The organism is Actinomyces bowdenii (genome assembly GCF_017592395.1).
GTDB classification, from domain to species: domain Bacteria; phylum Actinomycetota; class Actinomycetes; order Actinomycetales; family Actinomycetaceae; genus Actinomyces; species Actinomyces bowdenii.
In genome coordinates this window covers 49526-68268 of record NZ_JAGFOU010000019.1, presented here as the reverse complement: position 1 = coordinate 68268, position 18743 = coordinate 49526, and the positions used below count along the sequence as shown (strand labels likewise).

The following is an 18743-nucleotide window of genomic DNA, read 5'->3' as shown; positions in this document are numbered from 1 at the left end:
GGATTCCGCAACCTCACCAACTACACCACCCGCAGCCTCATCCACGCCGGACGACTCAAGGACCACCTCGCAACCACCTAAAAGCGCCGATAAGCCCCACCTACCACACCCTCAAACACGAAGAGCCACTATCACAGCACAGCGGAGCAATAGGTTCGCCAGTTGAACGCCGAGGGGGAGCAAGGAGAGATCCACCGCCTCAGGCTACCAAGGAGAACCCAGCCGCAGGATGCAAATGCGGAGGCAGAGCGCAGGGGCTGTCCGCACTCTGCGGGCCTCCCAGGGGTGCATTCCGCTGACAATCCCGGCAGTGTGCGGGCGAGCCCGGCATCGTGCACAGTAGCCACCATGATGCTCCGACGCACCCGCAGGCCATTCCCTCCCCTGACCCCCACGCGCTGGCTGCTCATCGGCTTGTACGCGATCGCGGCCACCACCTACGCCGTCATGCTCACGGTGACCATCCCCCACCTCCGTGGCCTGGCAGGCGGCCGGCAGCTCCCGGACCTCATGCCCGCGGGACTGGGGCACGCCCAGGCGGTCGACCTCCTGTCCGCCCTGGGCGAGGAGGGGCGCCGCTTCTACCTCACGGTGCAGCTGCCCCTGGACATGGTCTACCCGCTGGCCTCCGCTCTGGCGATCAGCCTGAGCCTGCGGGCACTCGCCGCGCACCTGCCCGGGGCGGCCAGGCGCCCGGCCCTGGTCATGACAATGAGGTGGATCCCCTTCATCGGTGCCCTGTGCGACTGGGGGGAGAACATCTGCACTGCCCTCATGATCCGCTCCTTCCCGCAGGTCCCCCCGCCGCTGGCCCAGATCGGCGGTGCCCTGTCCCTGGGCAAGAGCGTGTTCGTCTCCCTCGGCGTCCTGCTCCTGCTGCTCGCATGCCTCCTGGCCCTCCTGGCGCGACTGTCCGGCCGGGGCCGTCGCGGCAGGCCCGGGACCCCGCCCGCCGCGTAGGCCCGGCCCGCCTCCCGACGGCGGATCGGCCCAGGATCCCCGCCTCATCCGCGGCCCTCCGCGCCTGGCCGTGCTCCACAGAGCGGCCCGCGCAGCGCCGAGGGCGCCGCCCTGTGGACAGGGGCGCGGCACAGCGCCATCCCAGTGCCATCCACCGGTAGCGTCGCTCCCATGAATGACACGCCCGCCTCCCCAGACCCGAACCCCGCAGGATCGCGGCCCACCGGCCCGGGGCCCCGCGGCGGGCGCGGCTCGGGGCGGCGGGCCGGGCACGGCCCGGGGCGGCGGGCCGCCCTGTCGCCCTCGCGGGCCAAGGACTTCATGCAGTGCCCGCTCATGTTCCGTCTGCGCACCGTGGACCGCCTGCCCGAGCCCGGATCCCTGGCCACCCACAAGGGGACCGTGGTGCACGCCGTCCTAGAGCGCCTCTACGACCTGCCCGCGCCCCGGCGCAGCCGCGAGGCCGCCCTGGACCTGCTGCCCGGCCAGTGGGAGGCCCACCGGGACCGGAGCCCGGAGGTCATGGAGCTCTTCGAGGGCGGCCCCGCCCAGGTGGAGTCCTGGCTGGAGGAGGCCCGCGCCCTCATCGGCACCTACTTCTCCCTGGAGAACCCCACGCGCCTGGAGCCGGCCGAGCGCGAGCTCCTCGTCCAGACCGAGACCTCCGACGGCCTGCTCCTGCGCGGCTTCGTCGACCGCCTGGATGTGGCCCCCGACGGCGCCATGCGCGTGGTGGACTACAAGACCGGCCGCAGCCCGCACCCGCGCTACATGCAGGACGCCCTGTTCCAGATGCGCTTCTACGCCCTGGTGCTCTGGCGCCTGCGGGGCCGGGCGCCCGCGCGCCTCCAGCTCATCTACCTCAAGGACGGGCGCACCCTCACCCATGACCCCCGCACCCCCGAGCTGGAGTCCGCCGAGACCAGGATCTCGCGCATCTGGGATGAGATCGAGGACTGCGCCCGCGCCGGGGACTTCCGCCCCCGCCGCTCCCGCCTGTGCGACTGGTGCGCCTTCCAGGCCCAGTGCCCGCTCTTCGGCGGCCGGACTCCCCCACTGCCCGACGACGGCCTCGCCCAGCTCCTCACCGCCCGCCGGCAGGCGGCCTGATGCCCGTGGCCTGAAACCCCCTGCCCAGTCCCCTGACCCGCCTCATCGCAGGCGGCCTGCCGAATGGTCTCATTCGGGAAACGGCAGCGGACCCACTACGGTTAGCCCTATGGAGCACAGGAGACTCGGCCGCACCGGACTGCGCGTGTCCTCGGTGGGCCTGGGCACCATGACCTGGGGCCGGGACACCGACGAGCTGGAGGCCAAGGAGCAGCTCGACATCCTCCTGGACGCCGGGGGCACCCTGGTGGACACGGCCGCCTCCTACAGCGAGGGGGCCAGTGAGGAGGTCATCGGCACCCTGCTGCGCGAGCACGTCCACCGCCATGACATCGTGCTGGTCTCCAAGGCCGGGGTGCGCACCTGGCGCACCGGGGAGCGGCCCAGCGTGGCCGACGCCTCGCGCGGGACCCTCCTGGACACCCTCGACATGAGCCTGCGGCGCCTGGGCACCGACCACCTGGACCTGTGGCTGGTGCAGGTGCCCGACACCACCACGCCCCTGGAGGAGATGGCCCACGCGCTGAGCGTGGCGGTGTCCTCGGGCCGCACCCGCTACGTGGGCCTGTCCAACCATCCGGCCTGGGTGACGGTGCATGTGGCCGACCTGCTCAAGGCCGCCTCCCAGGGGCCGGGCCTAGCCGCGGTGGAGGTCGAGCACTCCCTGCTCTCGCGCGGGGTGGAGCGCGAGCTGCTGCCCGCGGCCGCGGCCCTGGGCTTCGGCGTCATCGGCTACGCGCCGCTGGGCCGGGGGGTGCTCACCGGGAAGTACCGCTCCTCGACTCCCCCCGACTCCCGGGCGGCCTCGCCCCACCTGCGCTCCTATGTGGCCCCCTACCTGGCGCAGGTGCACCAGGGGGTCACCGAGGCGGTGGCGACGGCAGCCGCCGGACTGGACCGCAAGCCCGTGGAGATCGCCCTGTCCTGGGCGCGCGACGCCCCGGGGATCTCCTCGACGATCGTGGGGGCCCGCACCCCCGCCCAGCTCCAGGGGGCGCTGGCCGCCGAGGACCTGCGCCTGCCCGTCCAGATCCGCCACGCCCTGGACGAGGTCACCGCCCCGCCCATGGGCTACCCCGAGCGCTTCTGAGCCGCTGAGCAGCCCTCAGCGCGCCTCAGCGGCGCCCGGGCTCCTCATCGTCGTAGTCATCATCGTCGTCGTAGTCGTCGTCATCCACGTCATCGTCATCATCGCCCTCGTCGTCGAAGTCGTCGTCATCCACGTCATCATCGTCGTAGTCGTCCTCGTCGGCGTCGTCATCATCGTCGCCGTCGAAGGTCTCGAAGGGCAGCTCGATGCCGTAGGCGGTGAACAGGGTGTCGTCGTAGGTGAAGAAGGCGTCCTGGAGGGCGTTCTCGGCAGCGACCACGGCCGGCGAGAACTCGTCACCGGTGACGGCGGCATCCAGGTGCGCCTCGAAAGCGGCGATGAGTCGGTTGAGCGCGGACCGCGGGTCATTCGTCATGGAGGACACACTACCGGCAACCCCCGTCGTGGTGAACAGCACGACGGGGACGCGCCCGGGCCGGTGCCGGTCCCCCGCCCACGCGGGGGACCGGCACCGGGGCGGGTCACTCGCTCACGCCCAGCTCCTCGCGCACGAAGTCGAGGAAGAGGTCCTCCCCCTTGATCCGGCTGGTCTCCTCCGGGCCGACGACGACGCGCACCCCCTCGCGCATGATCTGGGCGGCCCCGCCATCGGGCCCCAGGGGCAGGACCACCATCTCCGGCCCGGGCCGGTAGGTGGCGGTGGGCTGCCTGCCGGCGATGAGGTCGGCGATATTGCGGGCCACGACCTGGGCGTGGGCGCGGGCGGCGTCGGCGCGCTTGGACTCGCGCACGTCGGTGATGTCCCCGATGGCCCACACCCCGGGGTGGTCCACGACCCGCAGCTGGTCGTCGACCCGGATGGTGCCGTTGTAGTGGCGGATCTCCTCGTAGTCCGTGCCCAGGTAGCCGGTGGCGGCGGCCGAGCCGTAGGCGCGGAACCACATGTCGGCCTCGATGCGGCGCCCGCTCTTGGTGTCCACGCGGAAGGGGGAGAGCACGCCCACGTCCACCGGCGGCAGGTAGGCGAGCTTGTCGCCGGTGATGATCTCCACGCCGCGCCCCCGGAGCTGGGAGACGATGGCCTGGCGCATCTCCTCCTTGTAGTCGCCCTCGGGGATGATCCGATCGGCGGTCTCCAGGAGGGTGACCGCGATGTCGGGGAAGGCGGAGGTGATCTCGCCGGCCAGCTCGATGCCCACCGCGCCCGCCCCCACGATGAGCACCCGCCCGGCCTGGGCCAGGTTGGAGCGCATGCGCTCGATGCGGGCCTTGGCGATGATCGCCGAGGACTCCAGGTGCTTGGCCGGGAAGGGGTAGTTGGTGCCGGTGGCCAGGACCAGGTAGTCGGCCTCGATGGGGCCGTGCCCCGAGACCTCCACGGTGGTGCCGTGCACGGCCAGGGCGGTGCCGTGGACGACCCGGCCGTTGGTCAGGAGCCTGTCGTAGGGGATGAAGATCCTCTCGGCCCACTGGGCGTCCACGGCGGCGCGCAGGGCGGCGGCGTGGTTGACGAAGGTGTCCTTCTGCTCGACGAGAGTGACCTGTGCGACGTCGTCGAGCGCCTTGGCGACCGTGATGCCGCCGTAGCCGCCGCCGACAATGGTGACGCGGGCCATGTGCATTCCTTCCGTTGGTGGTCGTTGGGGGTGTGGTGATGTGCTCACAGCAGGCCGCGGCGCTCCAGGAGCGGCTGGATCTGCGGGTCGTGCCCGGTCAGGGCCCGGTAGGAGGCCAGGGGGTCGCGGGAGTCGCCGCGCGAGAGGAACTCCCGGCGCAGGGCGTCCCCGGCGGTGCGGTTGAGGCCCTGGTCGCCGTCGATGGCGCCCTGCCCGTCGGTGCGCAGCCACTGGGTCGCATCGGCGTCCATGACCTCGCTCCAGATGTAGGCGTAGTAGGAGGCCGCGTAGCCGCCGGCGAAGGCGTGGGAGAAGTAGGTGGAGCGGTAGCGGGGAGGGACCAGGGCGTCGTCGATGCCCGCCGCGGCCAGGGCCCGGTGCTCGAAGGCCTCGACCTCCTGGGGATCGGTGGGGGCCTGGCCCGCCGTCAGGGTGTGCCAGGCCTGGTCGAGGATGGCGGCCCCCAGGTACTCGGTGGTGGCGTACCCCTGGCCGAAGGCGCCCTGCTGGCGCAGCTGCTCGCTCAGGGCCGGGGGCATGGGCTCGCCGGTGTCCACATGGCGCGCGTAGGAGGCCAGGACCCGGGGGTGCAGGGCCCACTTCTCGTTGACCTGGCTGGGGAACTCCACGACATCGTTGGGCACGTTGGTCCCGGAGGCCGAGGGGTAGCGGGTGTCGGACAGCAGGCCGTGGAGGGCGTGGCCGAACTCGTGGAAGCAGGTGATGACCTCATCCCAGGTCAGCAGGGCCGGGCCCGACTCGGGCCGGGTGATGTTGGCGCAGTTGATGACCACGGGCCGCCGGTCCAGCAGGTGGGACTGCTCCACCAGGCTGGACATCCACGCCCCGCCGGCCTTGCCGGGCCGGGCGTAGTAGTCGCCGACGAACAGTCCCAGCAGGGGGGCGCGGCGGTCCTGGCCGTCGCGCACCTCCCACACGCGCACGGTGGGGTCGTACATGCGGGCCGCCAGGTCGGGGCGCTCGTGGAAGGTGATGCCGTACAGGCCGGTGGCCGCGGCGAAGACCCCCTTCTCCACCACGCTCCACAGCTCCAGGTAGGGGGCCAGGACCTCGTCGTCGACGCCGAAGCGCTCCTTGCGCTCGGCGGCCTCGTACAGGGGCCAGTCGGCCGGGCCGAAGGACTCCCCCTCCTGGGTCCGGGGGTCGGCGGCCATCCGGGCGGCCAGTCCCCGGGCGTCCCGGCGGGCGTTGGCCATGGCCGGGACGCTCAGGCGCGAGAGCATCTCGGAGACGGCCCGGGTGGTCCGGGCGGCGGACTCGGCGGCCACGATGGCCGCGTGGTGGGGGTGGCCCAGGAGGGCGGCCCGCTCGGCGCGCAGGGCCGCCAGCTCCAGGACGATCGGGCGCGTGTCGTGCTCCCCGCCCAGTCCGCGGGACATGGAGCGCTCCAGCAGCTCCTGGCGCGCGGCGTGGGGGCGGGTGGTGGCCAGGGCCGGGGCGGAGGTGTAGTTGGCCACTCCGGCCGCGTGCATGGCCTCGGTGGCCAGGGTGGAGAAGCGCGACTCCAGCGCGGTCATGCGGGCGTTGATAGCGCGCAGGCGCTGGGCCTGCTCGCCCTCCAGGGAGACGCCGTCGCGCTCGAAGGCCTCCACCGTCAGGCGGATGAGCCGGACGGTCTCCTCATCGGGACTCGCCGCCCGCTCCTCAAGGGCCTTGAAGCGCCGGTAGAGGCGCGCATCGAGGGCGTAGGCGTCGTGGTGGGCGGCCAGCTCGGGGGCCAGCCGCTCCTCCAGGGCATCCAGGTCGGGGCAGTAGGTGGCCGAGGTCAGGCAGGACAGCACGGTCAGGGCCCGGCCCAGCAGGTCGCCGGAGCGCTCCAGGGCCTCCAGGGTGTTGGCGATGGTGGGCTCGGCCGGGTCAGTGGCCACGGCCTCCCACTCGGCGCGCTGGGCGGCCATGCCCGCCCGGATGGCGGGCTCGATGTCCTCGTGGCGCACCGCCGCGAAGTCCGGCAGCCCCAGCTCCAGGGCCCAGGGGCGGGCCAGCGGGTTGGACTCGGGGAGCTCGGGGGCGGGGGCGCCGTGGGCGTCGTCGGTCAGGCTCATGGTCTCATCGTGCCACGTCTGGGACCTTGGGCCGGTAGCGGCGGCATGGCCGGTGGCAGCGCCATTCTCAGCCGTCCTCACCCCCTTCCCGCCCGCAGCGCCCCGGCGACATCGGGCGGGAAGTAGCCCGGCCCCTTGAGGACCTTGCCGTCCTCGCGGTAGATCGGCCGCCCGTCGGCCCCCAGCTTGGACATGTTGGAGCGCTGGACCTCGGCCAGCACGGCGGCCAGGTCGATCCCCGTCTCCAGGGCCATGCCGTAGATGACGTAGATGAGGTCGGCCAGGGCGTCGGCGCTCTCCACCACGTCGCGGGTGCCCTCGTCCCCGGCCACCGCCCGGGTGTAGGCGGCCTCGATCTCGGCGCGGGCGGCCGGGCCGTAGACCGCGCCGGTGAGCTCGGCGAACTCCTCGGCGATGAGGCTCATGCGCATATCCAGGCTCCGGCGGTCCAGGGAGGGCCCGTCGGTCTGGATGGGCAGGCCGTAGGTGCGGTGGAAGCGGCGCACGAGGGACTCGGGGTCATCGCCCTCGCGCCGGCCCACCTCGGTGGTGTCCACCAGGGGGGTGCGCGCCCCGCAGGCGTTGCGCGAGCCCTGAGGCGTCGGCCCGTCCCAGGGGGCCTGGGGCCGGCGGGGGTCGGTGGGCAGCAGGGTGGCGATCCAGCCGTCGTGCAGGGCGCCGTCGTTGGCCAGGTAGCGGCGCACCTGCCCCTCCTTGCGGAAGCCGACGGACCGGGCGAGCCTCCAGGAGGCCCAGTTGGGCACGCCGTCGTGGATGTCGCAGCGCCACCGCAGCGCGGACAGCGGGCCCCTGCCCGCCTCGGCCAAGGGCCCCTCGGGGTCGAAGGCGGCCTCGATGACGGCGCGCACGGCCCGGGCCATGAGGCCCCGCCCCCGGTAGGGCGCGCCCAGCCAGTAGCCGATCTCCGCGGTGCCGTCCCCGGCCAGGGACAGCCCGACGACGCCGACCAGGGCGGGCGCGCCGGCGGGCTCGCCGTGGGAGCCGGCCGGGGGGTCCTGCGGGACGGGCCGCACCCCCCAGGTCAGCTCCCCGCCCCGGGCCCAGCCGCGGGGGACGATCTCCTCGGCGAAGGCGCGGGCATCATCCCGGGAGTAGCCGCGGGGCACGGAGGTCCACTCCTGGATGTCCGGGTCCTGGCACAGTTCGCGGATCCGCTCGATATCGGCGGTGGTGGGCGCTGAGAGCACGAGCCCGGGCGCCTCCCGCCCGCCGGGGGCCTCGATGGTGAATGACTCCATGCCCGGCAATGGTAGTGCCGAGGACGAGCCGCCCCACGAGGAGCCCGGCCCGGGCCGGTCCCAGCGAGCTCCCATGAGCCTGCGCCAGAGTGGGGCGACCAGGACATGCACCACGAGCAGGCAGGCCCATGACCTACAGCGTGACCCACAGCGAATCCACTCCCGCGCCCTCGGGCTCCGTCCCGCGCTGGCTGCTGCCCCGCGTGCGCGTGCGCCAGCAGGGGCAGGTCATCGGCGTCGAGCAGGTGGTGCCCGCGCGCGTGGCCGAGATCCACACCCAGACCAGCGGCTCGGGCACGACGCGCACGACGCGGAGGACCCGGCTGTACGAGTCCGGGCTCGGCTCGCCGCGCAGCATCCCGCTGGTGCGCGAGCGCCTGACCATCCCCGCCGGCCCGGTGAGCGCCGAGCAGGTGGAGCAGGCGATCGGGGCGGCGCTGGGCGGCTTCCGGCCCACCGCCTACCGCAGCGGGCCCGCCCGCCCCAGTCCCGCCCTCCTCCCCCACCTCATCGGTGCGATGGCCTTCCTCGCCTTCGCCGTCGCGGCCATCGCCATGGCCATGCGCCTCCGGAGCGATCTGGCCGACTCCGCCGGCCCTGACCAGCTGGGCTGGATCCTCCTGGCCTTCCCTGCCGTCTTCGCCCTGGTGGGGGTATCGATGGCGGCGGTGTGCGCGCGCCGGGCCTGGATCCTGCGCACTCCCAAGTCGATCGCCGAGGACCAGTGGGTCCTGCTGCGCCAGGTGCTCATGGAGGTGGCCGGCCAGGAGCCGGGCTCCTCGCGCCCCCTGGATGTGGAGCTGGGCCGGCGCCGCGACCTGGTGACGCATCCGCCCAGCCAGTACCCGCAGGGCGGGAGGATCGCCCGGGCCACCACCACCGATGGCCGCATGGGACCGCCCTGGCCCGATGCCCAGGACCTCCACCGCCTGGTCAGGGCCGGACGGCGGCGGGCGCTGGCGACGGGGCTCTTCCTCACCGTCATCCTGGGGCTGGGAAGCCTCATCGCCACCGGGATCATCCTGGGCACGGGGATGCCCGTGCTGCCCTTCGCCTGCGCCATCCTGGGCATTACGGGGGCCATCATGCTCCTGGCGCTCAGAGATGCCGACCCCGTGGTGCTGGCCCACCCGCGGCGCCTTCCCGGGGAGCCCCGCCCCCTGAGGGTGAGGCTGGAGGACGTCGATGTCCCCAGCCTGCCCGGCTGGTGCGCCGCCCGGCGCCGCGAGGACACCTGGAACGCCGCCGTCATGATCTGCGCACTCCTGTTCGCGGGCAGCATCGCGGGCCTCATCATCGGCGGTTCTATCACTCTTCAGGCGATGCCCCCGGACCCCGCGGGGCCCGCCTCGGGAGGCGGCGCCGCCAGCTGGTTCATCACTGCGGTGGTGGCCCTCGTCGTGGTGACGTTCTCCGTGCGGGCGGTGCGCCGGATCCACCACGACGACGTCGAGCGCCGCCGGCGGGCGGGACTGGCCTGAGCGGTGGGGCGGGCGCCGACCAGCGGGGCCGGTCTCAGCCCCGGCGGCGCAGGACCGGCCAGCAGGTGGCCAGCACCAGTCCCCCGATGAGCCCGTAGGCCAGGGCCACCCACTGCCCGTGGGAGTCGGAGAGCCACCCCACGACCGGCGGCGCGACGAGCCCGGCCAGGCGGGCCAGCCAGGAGACGATGGTCAGCCCCAGGCCGGGTGCCAGTCCGGGGATGTCATCGGCTGCGGAGTAGGTCACGGGCACGGCCACGGCGCACCCCAGTCCGCTGATCGCCATGCCGATGAGGGTGCCCAGCACTGAGGACAGGGCCAGGGCCGCACCCATGCCGGCGACCACGAGCAGGCCTCCCCCGGCAATGACGGCGCGCGGGCCCAGGGCGTCCACGACGCGGTCCCCCAGCAGGCGCCCCAGGATCATCGTGCCCTGGAGGGACACGATCCCCAGCCCCACCTGGCCGGCGGGCGCCCCCTGATCGGACAGGAGCAGGGAGGACCAGTTCTGGGCCACGTCCTCGGGCACCATCGCCGCGGCGCACAGCAGCCCGACGACGGCGAGGATGAGCCCGGTCAGCACCGTCCGGGCGGCCCTGGGCGCGGCCGGCCCGGATGCGGCCGCATGATCCGGCTCGGTCAGGGCGGGGCGGTCCTGGGCGTCCGGCCCGGGCAGGAACCAGCCCAGGGCCAGGGGCACCGCGCTGAGCAGCACCAGGACCAGGGCGGTCAGCCCCATGTGGGGCCCCGGGCCCAGGCCGGCCCCGGCAGCGGCCTGGCCCATGATCGCGCCCAGGACCGTGCCCAGGGACCAGGCGGCGTGGAAGCTGGAGACGATGGAGGAGCCCCAGCGCCGCTGGACGCGCAGCCCATGGGCGTTCTGGGCCACGTCCACCACGGCATCGGTGCCGCCCACGACGAGCAGGCAGACGGCCAGCCAGGCCCAGGAACCGGCCAGGCCCGCCCCGGCCAGGGCCGCGGAGATGATCACCATGCCCAGGCTGGCCACGCGGGCGGAGGTGAGGCGGGTGATGAGGCGGGAGGCGATGAGCCCGGCCACCAGGGCCCCGACACTGGCCGCGGCCACGGCCTGCCCGAAGGAGGCCTTGGACAGCCCCAGGTCGGCGACGATCTCGGGATAGCGCGGCACGAGGTTGGCCATGCCCAGCCCGTTGGCCAGGAAGACCAGGGAGACGGCGATGCGGGCGCGGATGAGCTCCGCGGGCTGCGGGGCGCCGGCGGCACCGGGGCGGGAGGGACGAAGCATGTCAGTGGCGGTTTCGATGGCGGTTTTGGTGGGGGTTTCGGTGGGGGTTCGGCCGCGCCCGCAGGCCGTGGGGGGCGTCGGTGCGCGCAGGGGTGCGCAAGAGGAGGACATTGTATCGGTGGGGATCACTCCCCAGCCTCCTGGAGGGGGATATGGGGGCAGGAGGATGACGGGACCCCGATCCTGTGCCTACCCTGGGGGCGGAGCGCCCTCGCAGCGCCCCGATGCTCGGTCGCCCTGGCCGAGCCCCCTGACATCTCAACCCTGGAGCCTCTATGTCCTACGGAAACACTCCCGACCCCTACGGCGCTCAGCCGCAGCAGGGCTACCCCCAGCAGCCCGGCGGGTTCCCCGGCCAGCCGGGGGGCATGCCCGGCGGCTACGGCGCCGGTGGCTACCAGTTCGGCGCGCCGGCACTGAGCCCCGAGGTCGCCCCGCTGCCCGGCGCCAGCATCGGCGACGCTGTCAAGCGCTTCTTCCAGCGCTATGCCCAGTTCCGCGGCTACGCCTCGCCCTCGGAGTTCTGGTGGGTCCAGCTGTTCCTGGTGATCTTCGAAGTGATTGCCTATATTGTGATCTTCATTCCATTGCTCGCCAGCCTCGCGGCCTCCTCAGGGGATCCCGCTGCTGCCGAATCCGCCGCGGCTGCCGGTGGTGCGGGAAGCGCGTTCCTCTCATTGATCTTCGTGGTCATCGGCCTGGCACTCTTCATCCCGAGCCTCGCCCTGGCCGTGCGCCGCCTCCACGACACCGGCAAGTCCGGACTCTTCCTCCTGCTGTCCTTCATCCCCTTCGGCAGCATCGTCCTCCTGGTGTTCTGGTGCATGCCCTCGCGCCCGGATCTCTACCGGCCCGAGTGGAGCTGATCTGATCCGCGGACTCCGCTCATCCTGGGCCATGGGGGCGGGCAGCACGCGACCAGTGCGCGCTGCCCGCCCCGGTCCTTCTCCCACCCATGTCCCCGCCTCCCACCGGAACGGAGCCCCTCATGACCTCGCCCTACGCCGACTACGAGCCCAGTGCGCCCCCGGGGCACCCGCAGCTCTACCCCTCGCCGAGCCCCGCCGGGACCTACGGTGGGACCGGCCATGCCGCCGGCACCGGGCCGGGTCCTTTCGCCCACCCGGGTTATCCGGGCGGCTACCCGGCCATGGGGCCTTCCCCGTACCCGTACCCGGGCAGCTATTACCCCGTCGGCATGATCCCCCTTCCCCCGGATTCCGCCCCGATGCCGGGAGTCGGCCCGGTGGAGGCTGTCAAGCGCTTCTTCCGCCGCTACGCACAGTTCCGCGGCTACGCCTCACCCTCGGAGTTCTGGTGGGCCTACGGCTTCCTGATGCTCGCCACCTTGGCCATCTACATGCTGGGCGGTGTTCTCACCGGCATTCTGACGGTGCTCGCGAGTGATCCGCAGTCCGAGCAGTCCGCAGCGGAAGTGGGGTTGGCCATTTTCACCATTGCCCTCTGCGTCTTCATGCTGGTGATCTTCATCCCGTATCTAGCCGTGGCCGTGCGCCGCCTCCACGACACCGGCAAGTCCGGGCTCTTCCTCCTCCTGGCTTTCGTCCCCTTCGGCAGCATTGTCATTCTCGTGCTGCTGTGCATGCCCTCCCGTCCGGATCTCTACCGGCCCGAGTGGAGCTGAGCAGCGAGAGCAGGCTGACATGCCGGAGGGCCGGGCAGTTCCAAGAACTGCCCGGCCCTCCGGACTCATCCGCGGTGTCCGAGGGGGGACTTGAACCCCCACGCCCGTTTAATAAGGCACTAGCACCTCAAGCTAGCGCGTCTACCTATTCCGCCACTCGGACTCTCCTGCGCCCGACGCAGGGGGATCCCCGCTGGGCGACGCAGAGAAACTTAGCACGTCCGTGGCGGGGCCCACCAAGCCGCCCGCCGGTGCTTCCGCTCACACTTGGGCCCCGCCGGGGCCATCACATCGGCTCGACCTCGATGCGCGCCTGCATCGACCAGCTCTGCCCCGGCGCGATGCGCGGCGCGTGCTGACGCACCGCCGCGCTCTCGACGCACACCATGGCGGGGAACTCGTCATTGGCCATGTCCGCCAGCCCGGCGCTGAGCGTGGACCACGGGTTCCACACGATCGTGGAGGGCGCGTGGCGCTTGGAGACGATGATGCGCCGGCCATGCCCGGGGTCGGTGACCTCCACGGTGCCGGCGGAGTCGTAGATGCGGTCCACCGGACCGTTGATGCGCACCGGCCCGTCCTGGACCTGGACGGCAGCCGGGTCCTGGGCCAGGTTGTCGGTGTAGCCGGCGCCCTCCAGACCCGTGATCCGCGTGACCGTGACGTCGTGGAGGGACAGGTAGGTGTGCAGCGCCGCCTCCACGGTGCGCGCCTGGGAGCCGGTGACCCGAACCGACAGAGTCAGCTCCAGACGACGGCCCACCTCCACGCTGTAGAGCAGGCTCAGGCCGTCATGGCTCAGGCTCAGCAGGGCGCGCACCCCCTGGTCGGGGGTGGCCTCCACCGAGCGCAGCGCCCAGGCGGCCGTGCGGGCCCAGCCGTGCTTGACCACCGCCCGGCCGTCGATGCCCGCCCCGAAGTCCGGCAGGCACAGGGGGATGCCCCCGCGGATGGCCGTGGCGCCGTCGAAGACCGCCTGGCGGGAGGTGAACAGGACCTCCCTGCCGCCGCGGGGCGCCCAGGAGGTCACGGTGGCCCCGTGGAGGTGGATCTCCGCCGAGCCGGCGGGAGCATCGATGAGCAGGCGGGGCTGCCCGCCCCGCCCGGGGGTGAGCGCAGCGCAGGGCGGCAGCCTCAGCGCCGGGTCGCATGAAGGTCCACTGATCATGGCCTCACGCTAGTAGGCTGAGGGCCGTTTCGTCAGCGGCATCACGGCCAAGAGAAGAGCACACGTGTCCGAGCACCACGATCCGCCCACCGAGAAGGACGAGAAGAAGGACGAGGAGGAGCCTGCCACCCGGGATGAGCCCGGGGAGCAGGCGGAGGCACGCGCACAGGAGCGGGCGGAGGAGGACGGGGGCAGTCGGTCGGGCGAGCCGGCTCGTGGCGCCGCCCCATCCTCCCGCCCCCTGGCCTGGCCCAGGAGGGTGCATTCGGCCTGGCGCCGCACCCTGGAGCGGGCCGAGGAGCGCCGGCGCGCCACGATGCGCGGCGGCACCGGCCCCGTGACCGCCACCGCGCCAGCGCCCGGCAGGCCCGGGGCCCCGACAGCGCCACCGGGGCCCGCCGCGGGCGCGGAGCAGGACGCCCCCGGCATGCCCTCGGTGGTCACCACCCGCTCCACCGCCCTGGACTCCCTGCCCTCCTGGCTGGTGCGCGGGGGCCTGGGGGCATGGCTGGGCCTGGGCATCATCATCATGATCGCCCTGGTCGTCCTCGCCACCTCCATGATCATCCCCGTGTTCATCGGGGTGTTCATGGCCCTGGTCCTGACCTCCATCCTCCAGCCCCTGGTCAGCCTCTTCGCCCGGATCATGCCCCGCTACCCGGCGACCTTCCTGGCACTGCTGACGACGCTGGCCGGCATCGCCGGCCTGCTCACCTACGTCGTGGCCTCGGTGACCAGCCAGTGGAGCTCCCTGGCCACGCAGTTCAGCGACGGCCTGGACACGATCGTGGACTTCGTGGAGCACGGGCCCCTGCCGGTGCACCTGACCCAGCAGGAGCTGACCGCCCAGTTCCAGGCCCTGGTGCGCCAGGGCCAGGACTACGTCCAGTCCAACGCCCCGCACCTGGCCACCGAGATCCTGTCCAATGCCAGTGGCCTGGTGGATGTCTTCGCCGTCCTGGCGCTGGCGATCTTCTCCACGATCTTCTTCCTGGCCTCCGGGGGCAGGATGTGGCGCTGGTTCCTCGACGAGCTGCCCGCACACATGCGCGAATCCGTCCACCGCGCCGCGGGGGCCGGCTGGTACACCTTCGCCGGCTACGCCCGGGGCACGGTCATCGTGGCCCTGACCGACGGGATCATGGCGGGCATCTTCCTGCAGCTGGTGGGCATCCCCCTGGCCGCGCCCCTGGCGGTCCTGGTCTTCATCGGCGCCTTCATCCCGATCGTGGGGGCGCCCGCGGCCATGATCATCGCCATGGTGGTGGCGCTGGCCTCCGACGGCTTCGTCACCATGATCGTGGTGTGCCTGGGCGTGGCCGGGATCGGTCAGATCGAGGGCCATATCCTCCAGCCCCTCATCATGGGCCGCCAGGTCTCCCTGCACCCGGTGGTGGTCATCATCGGCGTGGCCGTGGGCACCTACGCGGCCGGCCTGCTGGGCGCGATCATCGCCGTGCCCATCATCGGCGTGGTGTGGTCGGTCTACTCCGAGCTGCACGTCAGGGACGCCCCCGTGGTCGGGGAGCTGCCCGCCTACTCCTCGCGGGGGTCCTGAGCGGCCGGGCCCCGAGCCGGTGGCCCGGCGCCGCGGCCCGGCCCTCACTGCCAGTCCCGGCTCCGGGTGGGGGCGGCGCCCTCGAGTGCCTCCAGGCGCTCGGCGCGCAGGGCCGTGACGCCGGGTGATGGCTGCTCCGACTGCTCCACGACCCCGCGCACGATGAGGGCGGCGGCACGCCGCCCCACGGCCCGGTACCGCTTCCACATGCCGGCCGAGCACACCACATTGAGCAGCCCCGTCTCATCCTCCAGGTTGAGGAAGATCAGCCCGCTGGCCGTGTGGGGGCGCTGGCGGTGGGTGACCGCGCCCGCCACCCGCACCCGTGCGCCGTCGTCCTGGGCGCGCACCTGCGCGGTGGTGAGGATGCCCGCCCGGCTCAGATCCTCGCGCAGCAGGCCGATGGGGCAGCCCTGGGTGGACACGCCCGTCAGGCGCAGGTCGGCGACCATCCGGGACCAGTCGTCCATCCCGGGCAGCGGCGGCGCGGTCGTGCCGACGGCGGTTCCCGGCAGGGTCGGCTGGCGCCGTCCCCGGGGGCCTCGGTGCCCGCTGCCTCCGTGCCGCCCGCCGCCCCCGTGCTCCTGGGCGAGGGGGCCGGCCGCCCACAGGGCCTCGCGCCGGCCCACCCCCAGGCTCCGCAGCGCGCCGGCGGCCGCCAGGGATTCGAGCTGGGATCGGCTCAGCGGGAGCCTGCGGGCGAGGTCGGCCAGGTCCCGGTAGGGGCCCCGCCCGCGCTCGGCCACGATGGCCCGGGCGGTGTCCTGGCCGATGCCCCTGATGGGGGACAGGCCCAGGCGCACCGCCAGGTCCTCATGGACATCCAGGTGGGTGGGGGCGTGGGGCGAGGAGCGGACCGGCGCCCACTCCTTGTCGCTGCCCGGCCCGGCGTCGCCCGACTCCTGCCTGGCGGGGCGCTGCTCGACCACGGCCTGGGCCTGGGAGGACCCGACGTCGGCGGCCAGGACGCGCACGCCGTGGCGGCGGGCGTCGGCCACCAGGCTCTGGGGCGACCAGAAGCCCATGGGCTGGGCGGCCAGCACCCCGGCGTAGAAGTCCTCGGGCTTGCGGGCCTTGAGCCAGGCCGCGGCGTAGACGAGGTAGGCGAAGGAGAAGGCGTGGGACTCGGGGAAGCCGAAGTCGGCGAAGGCCCGCAGCTTGTCGAAGACCGTCTCGGCGATGTGACGCGGGGCGCCCTGGAGGCGCACCATCCCCTCCACGAAGCGCTCGTGGAGGGCCTCCATGCGCTCGGCGGAGCGCTTGGCCCCCATGGCCTGGCGCAGGGAGTCGGCCTCGGCGGGGCTGAAGCCGGCGGCGTCCACGGCGATCTGCATGAGCTGCTCCTGGAAGAGGGGCACTCCCAGGGTCTTGGCCAGGGCCGGTTCGAGCGAGTCGTGCAGGTAGGTGATCTCCTCCCGCCCCTGCCGGCGGCGGATGTAGGGGCTGACGGCCTCGCCCTGGATGGGGCCGGGGCGGATGAGGGCCACCTCGACGACGATGTCGTAGAACTCCTGGGGCCGCAGCCGCGGCAGGGTCGCCATCTGGGCGCGCGACTCCACCTGGAAGACCCCCACCGTGTCCGCGGCGCACAGCAGGCGGTAGACGGCCGGATCGTCCTCGGGCAGGGTGTGCAGCCCCCAGGACCTGCCGACCTGGGCGGGGCGCAGTGCGCCCGCGGCCGGCTGACCGGGCGGCCGCGCCCGGCCCCCGGCCGCAGGCGGCTGGTCGGGAACGGTCTGACCGCGACGGGCCAGGCCGTCGAAGGCCAGCCGGAGCGCGGTCAGGGCCCCCAGTCCCAGCAGGTCGAACTTGACCAGGCCGGCGGCGGCGCAGTCGTCCTTGTCCCATTGCAGGACCGAGCGCCCCGGCATGGCCGCCCAGCGCACGGGGCAGACCTCGGTGACGGGGCGGTCGCACAGGACCATCCCCCCGGAGTGGATGCTCAGGTGCCGGGGCAGGCGCAGCAGCCTCTCGGCGATATCGATGACCTGGGCGGGCACCTCCTCGCCCCGGCGCCCCGGCGCGGCCGCCGATCCCGGGCCCGCGGGGGCGCCGTCGTCGGGTCGCAGTGAGGACCAGCGGTCCATCTGCGAGGCCCAGGCGTCCTGGAGGCCGGCGGGGTGGCCCAGGGCTCGGGCGGCGTCGCGCACGGCGGAGCGGGGGCGGTAGGAGATGACATTGGCGACCTGGGCGGCGCAGCGGCGCCCGTAGCGGGAGTAGACGTGCTGGATGACCTCCTCGCGCCGGCAGGCCTCGATGTCCAGGTCGATGTCCGGGTAGCCGGCGCGCCCCGGGGACAGGAAGCGCTCGAAGAGCATGCGGTGGCGCACCGCGTCCACGGCGGTGATGCCCAGGGCGTAGCAGACGGCGGAGTTCGCGGCCGAGCCCCTTCCCTGGCACAGGATGGCGGCCCGCTCGCAGTACTCGACGATGGCGTGGACGATGAGGAAGTAGCCGGGGAAGCCGAGCTGCTCGATGACGTCGAGCTCATGTCCCAGGGCCTCCCAGGCGCGGGGGTCCTGCTCGGGGGTCCCGTAGCGCTGGAGGGCGCCGCGGTGGGTGAGCTCGCGCAGCCAGGTGGCGGGGGTGTGCCCGGGCGGGACCTCGATGGCGGGCAGGTCGGGGGCGATGAGGGACAGGTCGAAGGCGATCTCGGAGCCGATCCGGGCGGCGGTGAGCACGGCGTGCGGGGCGCGCCGGTGGAGGCGGAGCATGTCCTCGGGGCTGCGCAGCCAGCGGCCGATGGCGGGCAGATGGCCCCGTGCCCCGTCCAGGTCGGTGACCAGGCGGGTGGCGGTCAGGACATCGGCCAGGCGGGCGTCCCGGGGGCGGGCGCAGCGCACGGCGCCGGTGGCGACCAGGGGCAGGCGGTGGGCGGCGGCCAGGCGGCTGAGCGCCTCGGTGAGGGCGGCATCGGCGGGGCCTCCGGTGAGGGTGAGCTCGACGGCGAGCCCGGCGCCGGCGCCCTGCTCCCGCGGTTGCGGGGTCCCGAGCCCCTGTGCCCCGGCCGGGGCCACGGGCCGGGCGGCACCGCGGTCCGGTGCGCCGAAGAGCTCGGCCAGGCGCCCCAGGCAGGCGTCGGCTGCCTCCAGGTCCCAGGTCCCAGGGCGGCGGGGGTCGCCCAGGGCTCGGCGCAGGGGGCCGTTGGCGGTGCCGGTGAGGATGAGGCAGGTCCCCTCCAGGGCGGGGGCGAGGTCAGCCGGGTCATGAACGGGCTCCTGGCCGTGGCCCGCACGGAGGTTGTGCTCGGAGATGGCGGAGACCAGGCGGCGGTATCCGTGCGGGCTGCGCGCCAGGACGGGCAGATGGGAGCCGTCGGCCAGGGTCAGCTCGGTGCCGTGCGCGGTGGGCAGGCCGTGGGCTCGCCCGGCCTGGGCGTGCTTGACGATGCCGGGCATGCCGTTGTGGTCGGTCAGGGCCAGGGCCTCCAGGCCGAGCTCGACGGCGGCGGCGGCCAGGTCCTCGGGCTCGTTGGCGCCGTCGAGGAAGGAGTAGGCGGAGTGGGCGTGGAGCTCGGCGTAGCGGTGGGGACTGGGCATGCGGGGCCTGAGAGGGGTCGGGG

General features: G+C 73.4%; 14 protein-coding genes and 1 tRNA gene. 7 read left to right on the top strand and 8 right to left on the bottom strand.

The genetic code is table 11. The features are described 5' to 3' along the window. Positions 1-348: 348 nt before the first annotated feature. The 3 genes from J5X07_RS09375 (at position 349) to J5X07_RS09365 (ending at position 3160) form a co-directional block, all read left to right on the top strand. Positions 349-960: a hypothetical protein gene (locus J5X07_RS09375; RefSeq protein ID WP_208479617.1), complete on the top strand. Its 612-nt coding sequence runs from the start codon at positions 349-351 to the stop codon at positions 958-960. Positions 961-1254: 294 nt separating this feature from the next. Then, entirely contained in the window at positions 1255-2070 is an 816-nt protein-coding gene (locus tag J5X07_RS09370; protein ID WP_124933946.1) for a RecB family exonuclease, read from the top strand. A gap of 109 nt (positions 2071-2179) precedes the next feature. After that, positions 2180-3160, top strand: coding sequence for an aldo/keto reductase (locus J5X07_RS09365; protein ID WP_124933902.1), 981 nt, complete (start codon positions 2180-2182; stop codon positions 3158-3160). Between the two features lie 25 nt (positions 3161-3185). Here the strand turns inward: J5X07_RS09365 and J5X07_RS09360 are convergent, their stop codons facing one another. The 4 genes from J5X07_RS09360 to J5X07_RS09345 form a co-directional block, all read right to left on the bottom strand. Continuing rightward, a complete protein-coding gene (locus tag J5X07_RS09360; protein WP_208479614.1) occupies positions 3186-3536 on the bottom strand; it encodes a DNA primase in 351 nt (116 codons plus the stop codon). A 106-nt stretch (positions 3537-3642) separates the two neighbouring features. Then, on the bottom strand, positions 3643-4737 hold the full coding sequence (locus J5X07_RS09355) for an NAD(P)/FAD-dependent oxidoreductase (protein ID WP_124933904.1): 1095 nt from the start codon (positions 4735-4737) through the stop codon (positions 3643-3645). Positions 4738-4781: 44 nt separating this feature from the next. Further along, the gene (locus tag J5X07_RS09350) at positions 4782-6803 is read right to left on the bottom strand and encodes a M3 family metallopeptidase (RefSeq protein WP_124933905.1); all 2022 of its coding nucleotides are present in this window, start codon (positions 6801-6803) and stop codon (positions 4782-4784) included. Between the two features lie 77 nt (positions 6804-6880). Beyond that, positions 6881-8062: a bifunctional GNAT family N-acetyltransferase/nucleoside triphosphate pyrophosphohydrolase family protein gene (locus J5X07_RS09345; RefSeq protein ID WP_124933906.1), complete on the bottom strand. Its 1182-nt coding sequence runs from the start codon at positions 8060-8062 to the stop codon at positions 6881-6883. A gap of 128 nt (positions 8063-8190) precedes the next feature. Here J5X07_RS09345 and J5X07_RS09340 point away from each other — a divergent pair, with 128 nt between their 5' ends. Beyond that, positions 8191-9543 carry an MFS transporter gene (locus tag J5X07_RS09340; RefSeq protein ID WP_208479612.1) on the top strand — a complete coding sequence of 451 codons (1353 nt, stop codon included), beginning with the start codon at positions 8191-8193 and terminating at the stop codon, positions 9541-9543. A 34-nt stretch (positions 9544-9577) separates the two neighbouring features. Here the strand turns inward: J5X07_RS09340 and J5X07_RS09335 are convergent, their stop codons facing one another. Continuing rightward, positions 9578-10810, bottom strand: coding sequence for an MFS transporter (locus tag J5X07_RS09335; protein WP_208479611.1), 1233 nt, complete (start codon positions 10808-10810; stop codon positions 9578-9580). Positions 10811-11085: 275 nt separating this feature from the next. On the opposite strand from J5X07_RS09335, the gene J5X07_RS09330 reads away from it, so the two are divergent. Together J5X07_RS09330 and J5X07_RS09325 are read left to right on the top strand one after the other, a co-directional pair. Next, positions 11086-11676, top strand: a complete 591-nt coding sequence (locus tag J5X07_RS09330; RefSeq protein ID WP_208479610.1) for a DUF805 domain-containing protein — start codon at positions 11086-11088, stop codon at positions 11674-11676. A 122-nt stretch (positions 11677-11798) separates the two neighbouring features. Next, complete coding sequence (locus tag J5X07_RS09325) at positions 11799-12455, top strand: DUF805 domain-containing protein (RefSeq protein ID WP_243896665.1); 657 nt, start codon at positions 11799-11801, stop codon at positions 12453-12455. A 75-nt stretch (positions 12456-12530) separates the two neighbouring features. Here J5X07_RS09325 and J5X07_RS09320 read toward each other — a convergent pair. Beyond that, a tRNA-Leu gene (locus tag J5X07_RS09320) sits at positions 12531-12618 on the bottom strand. Positions 12619-12741: 123 nt separating this feature from the next. Next, positions 12742-13623: a D-hexose-6-phosphate mutarotase gene (locus J5X07_RS09315; protein ID WP_124933910.1), complete on the bottom strand. Its 882-nt coding sequence runs from the start codon at positions 13621-13623 to the stop codon at positions 12742-12744. Positions 13624-13939: 316 nt separating this feature from the next. On the opposite strand from J5X07_RS09315, the gene J5X07_RS09310 reads away from it, so the two are divergent. Next, positions 13940-15181, top strand: coding sequence for an AI-2E family transporter (locus J5X07_RS09310; protein WP_424924119.1), 1242 nt, complete (start codon positions 13940-13942; stop codon positions 15179-15181). Positions 15182-15225: 44 nt separating this feature from the next. Here J5X07_RS09310 and J5X07_RS09305 read toward each other — a convergent pair whose 3' ends face one another. Further along, positions 15226-18720, bottom strand: coding sequence for an error-prone DNA polymerase (locus J5X07_RS09305; protein ID WP_208479608.1), 3495 nt, complete (start codon positions 18718-18720; stop codon positions 15226-15228). Positions 18721-18743: the final 23 nt, after the last annotated feature.

Bases quoted from the DNA above. Each gene is read 5' to 3' on its own strand.
- J5X07_RS09375 (WP_208479617.1), top strand. From the start codon at position 349: ATGATGCTCCGACGCACCCGCAGGCCATTCCCTCCCCTGACCCCCACG.
- J5X07_RS09365 (WP_124933902.1), top strand. From the start codon at position 2,180: ATGGAGCACAGGAGACTCGGCCGCACCGGACTGCGCGTGTCCTCGGTG.
- J5X07_RS09360 (WP_208479614.1), bottom strand. From the start codon at position 3,536: ATGACGAATGACCCGCGGTCCGCGCTCAACCGACTCATCGCCGCTTTC.
- J5X07_RS09355 (WP_124933904.1), bottom strand. From the start codon at position 4,737: ATGGCCCGCGTCACCATTGTCGGCGGCGGCTACGGCGGCATCACGGTC.
- J5X07_RS09350 (WP_124933905.1), bottom strand. From the start codon at position 6,803: ATGAGCCTGACCGACGACGCCCACGGCGCCCCCGCCCCCGAGCTCCCC.
- J5X07_RS09345 (WP_124933906.1), bottom strand. From the start codon at position 8,062: ATGGAGTCATTCACCATCGAGGCCCCCGGCGGGCGGGAGGCGCCCGGG.
- J5X07_RS09340 (WP_208479612.1), top strand. From the start codon at position 8,191: ATGACCTACAGCGTGACCCACAGCGAATCCACTCCCGCGCCCTCGGGC.
- J5X07_RS09335 (WP_208479611.1), bottom strand. From the start codon at position 10,810: ATGCTTCGTCCCTCCCGCCCCGGTGCCGCCGGCGCCCCGCAGCCCGCG.
- J5X07_RS09330 (WP_208479610.1), top strand. From the start codon at position 11,086: ATGTCCTACGGAAACACTCCCGACCCCTACGGCGCTCAGCCGCAGCAG.
- J5X07_RS09325 (WP_243896665.1), top strand. From the start codon at position 11,799: ATGACCTCGCCCTACGCCGACTACGAGCCCAGTGCGCCCCCGGGGCAC.
- J5X07_RS09315 (WP_124933910.1), bottom strand. From the start codon at position 13,623: ATGATCAGTGGACCTTCATGCGACCCGGCGCTGAGGCTGCCGCCCTGC.
- J5X07_RS09310 (WP_424924119.1), top strand. From the start codon at position 13,940: ATGCGCGGCGGCACCGGCCCCGTGACCGCCACCGCGCCAGCGCCCGGC.
- J5X07_RS09305 (WP_208479608.1), bottom strand. From the start codon at position 18,720: ATGCCCAGTCCCCACCGCTACGCCGAGCTCCACGCCCACTCCGCCTAC.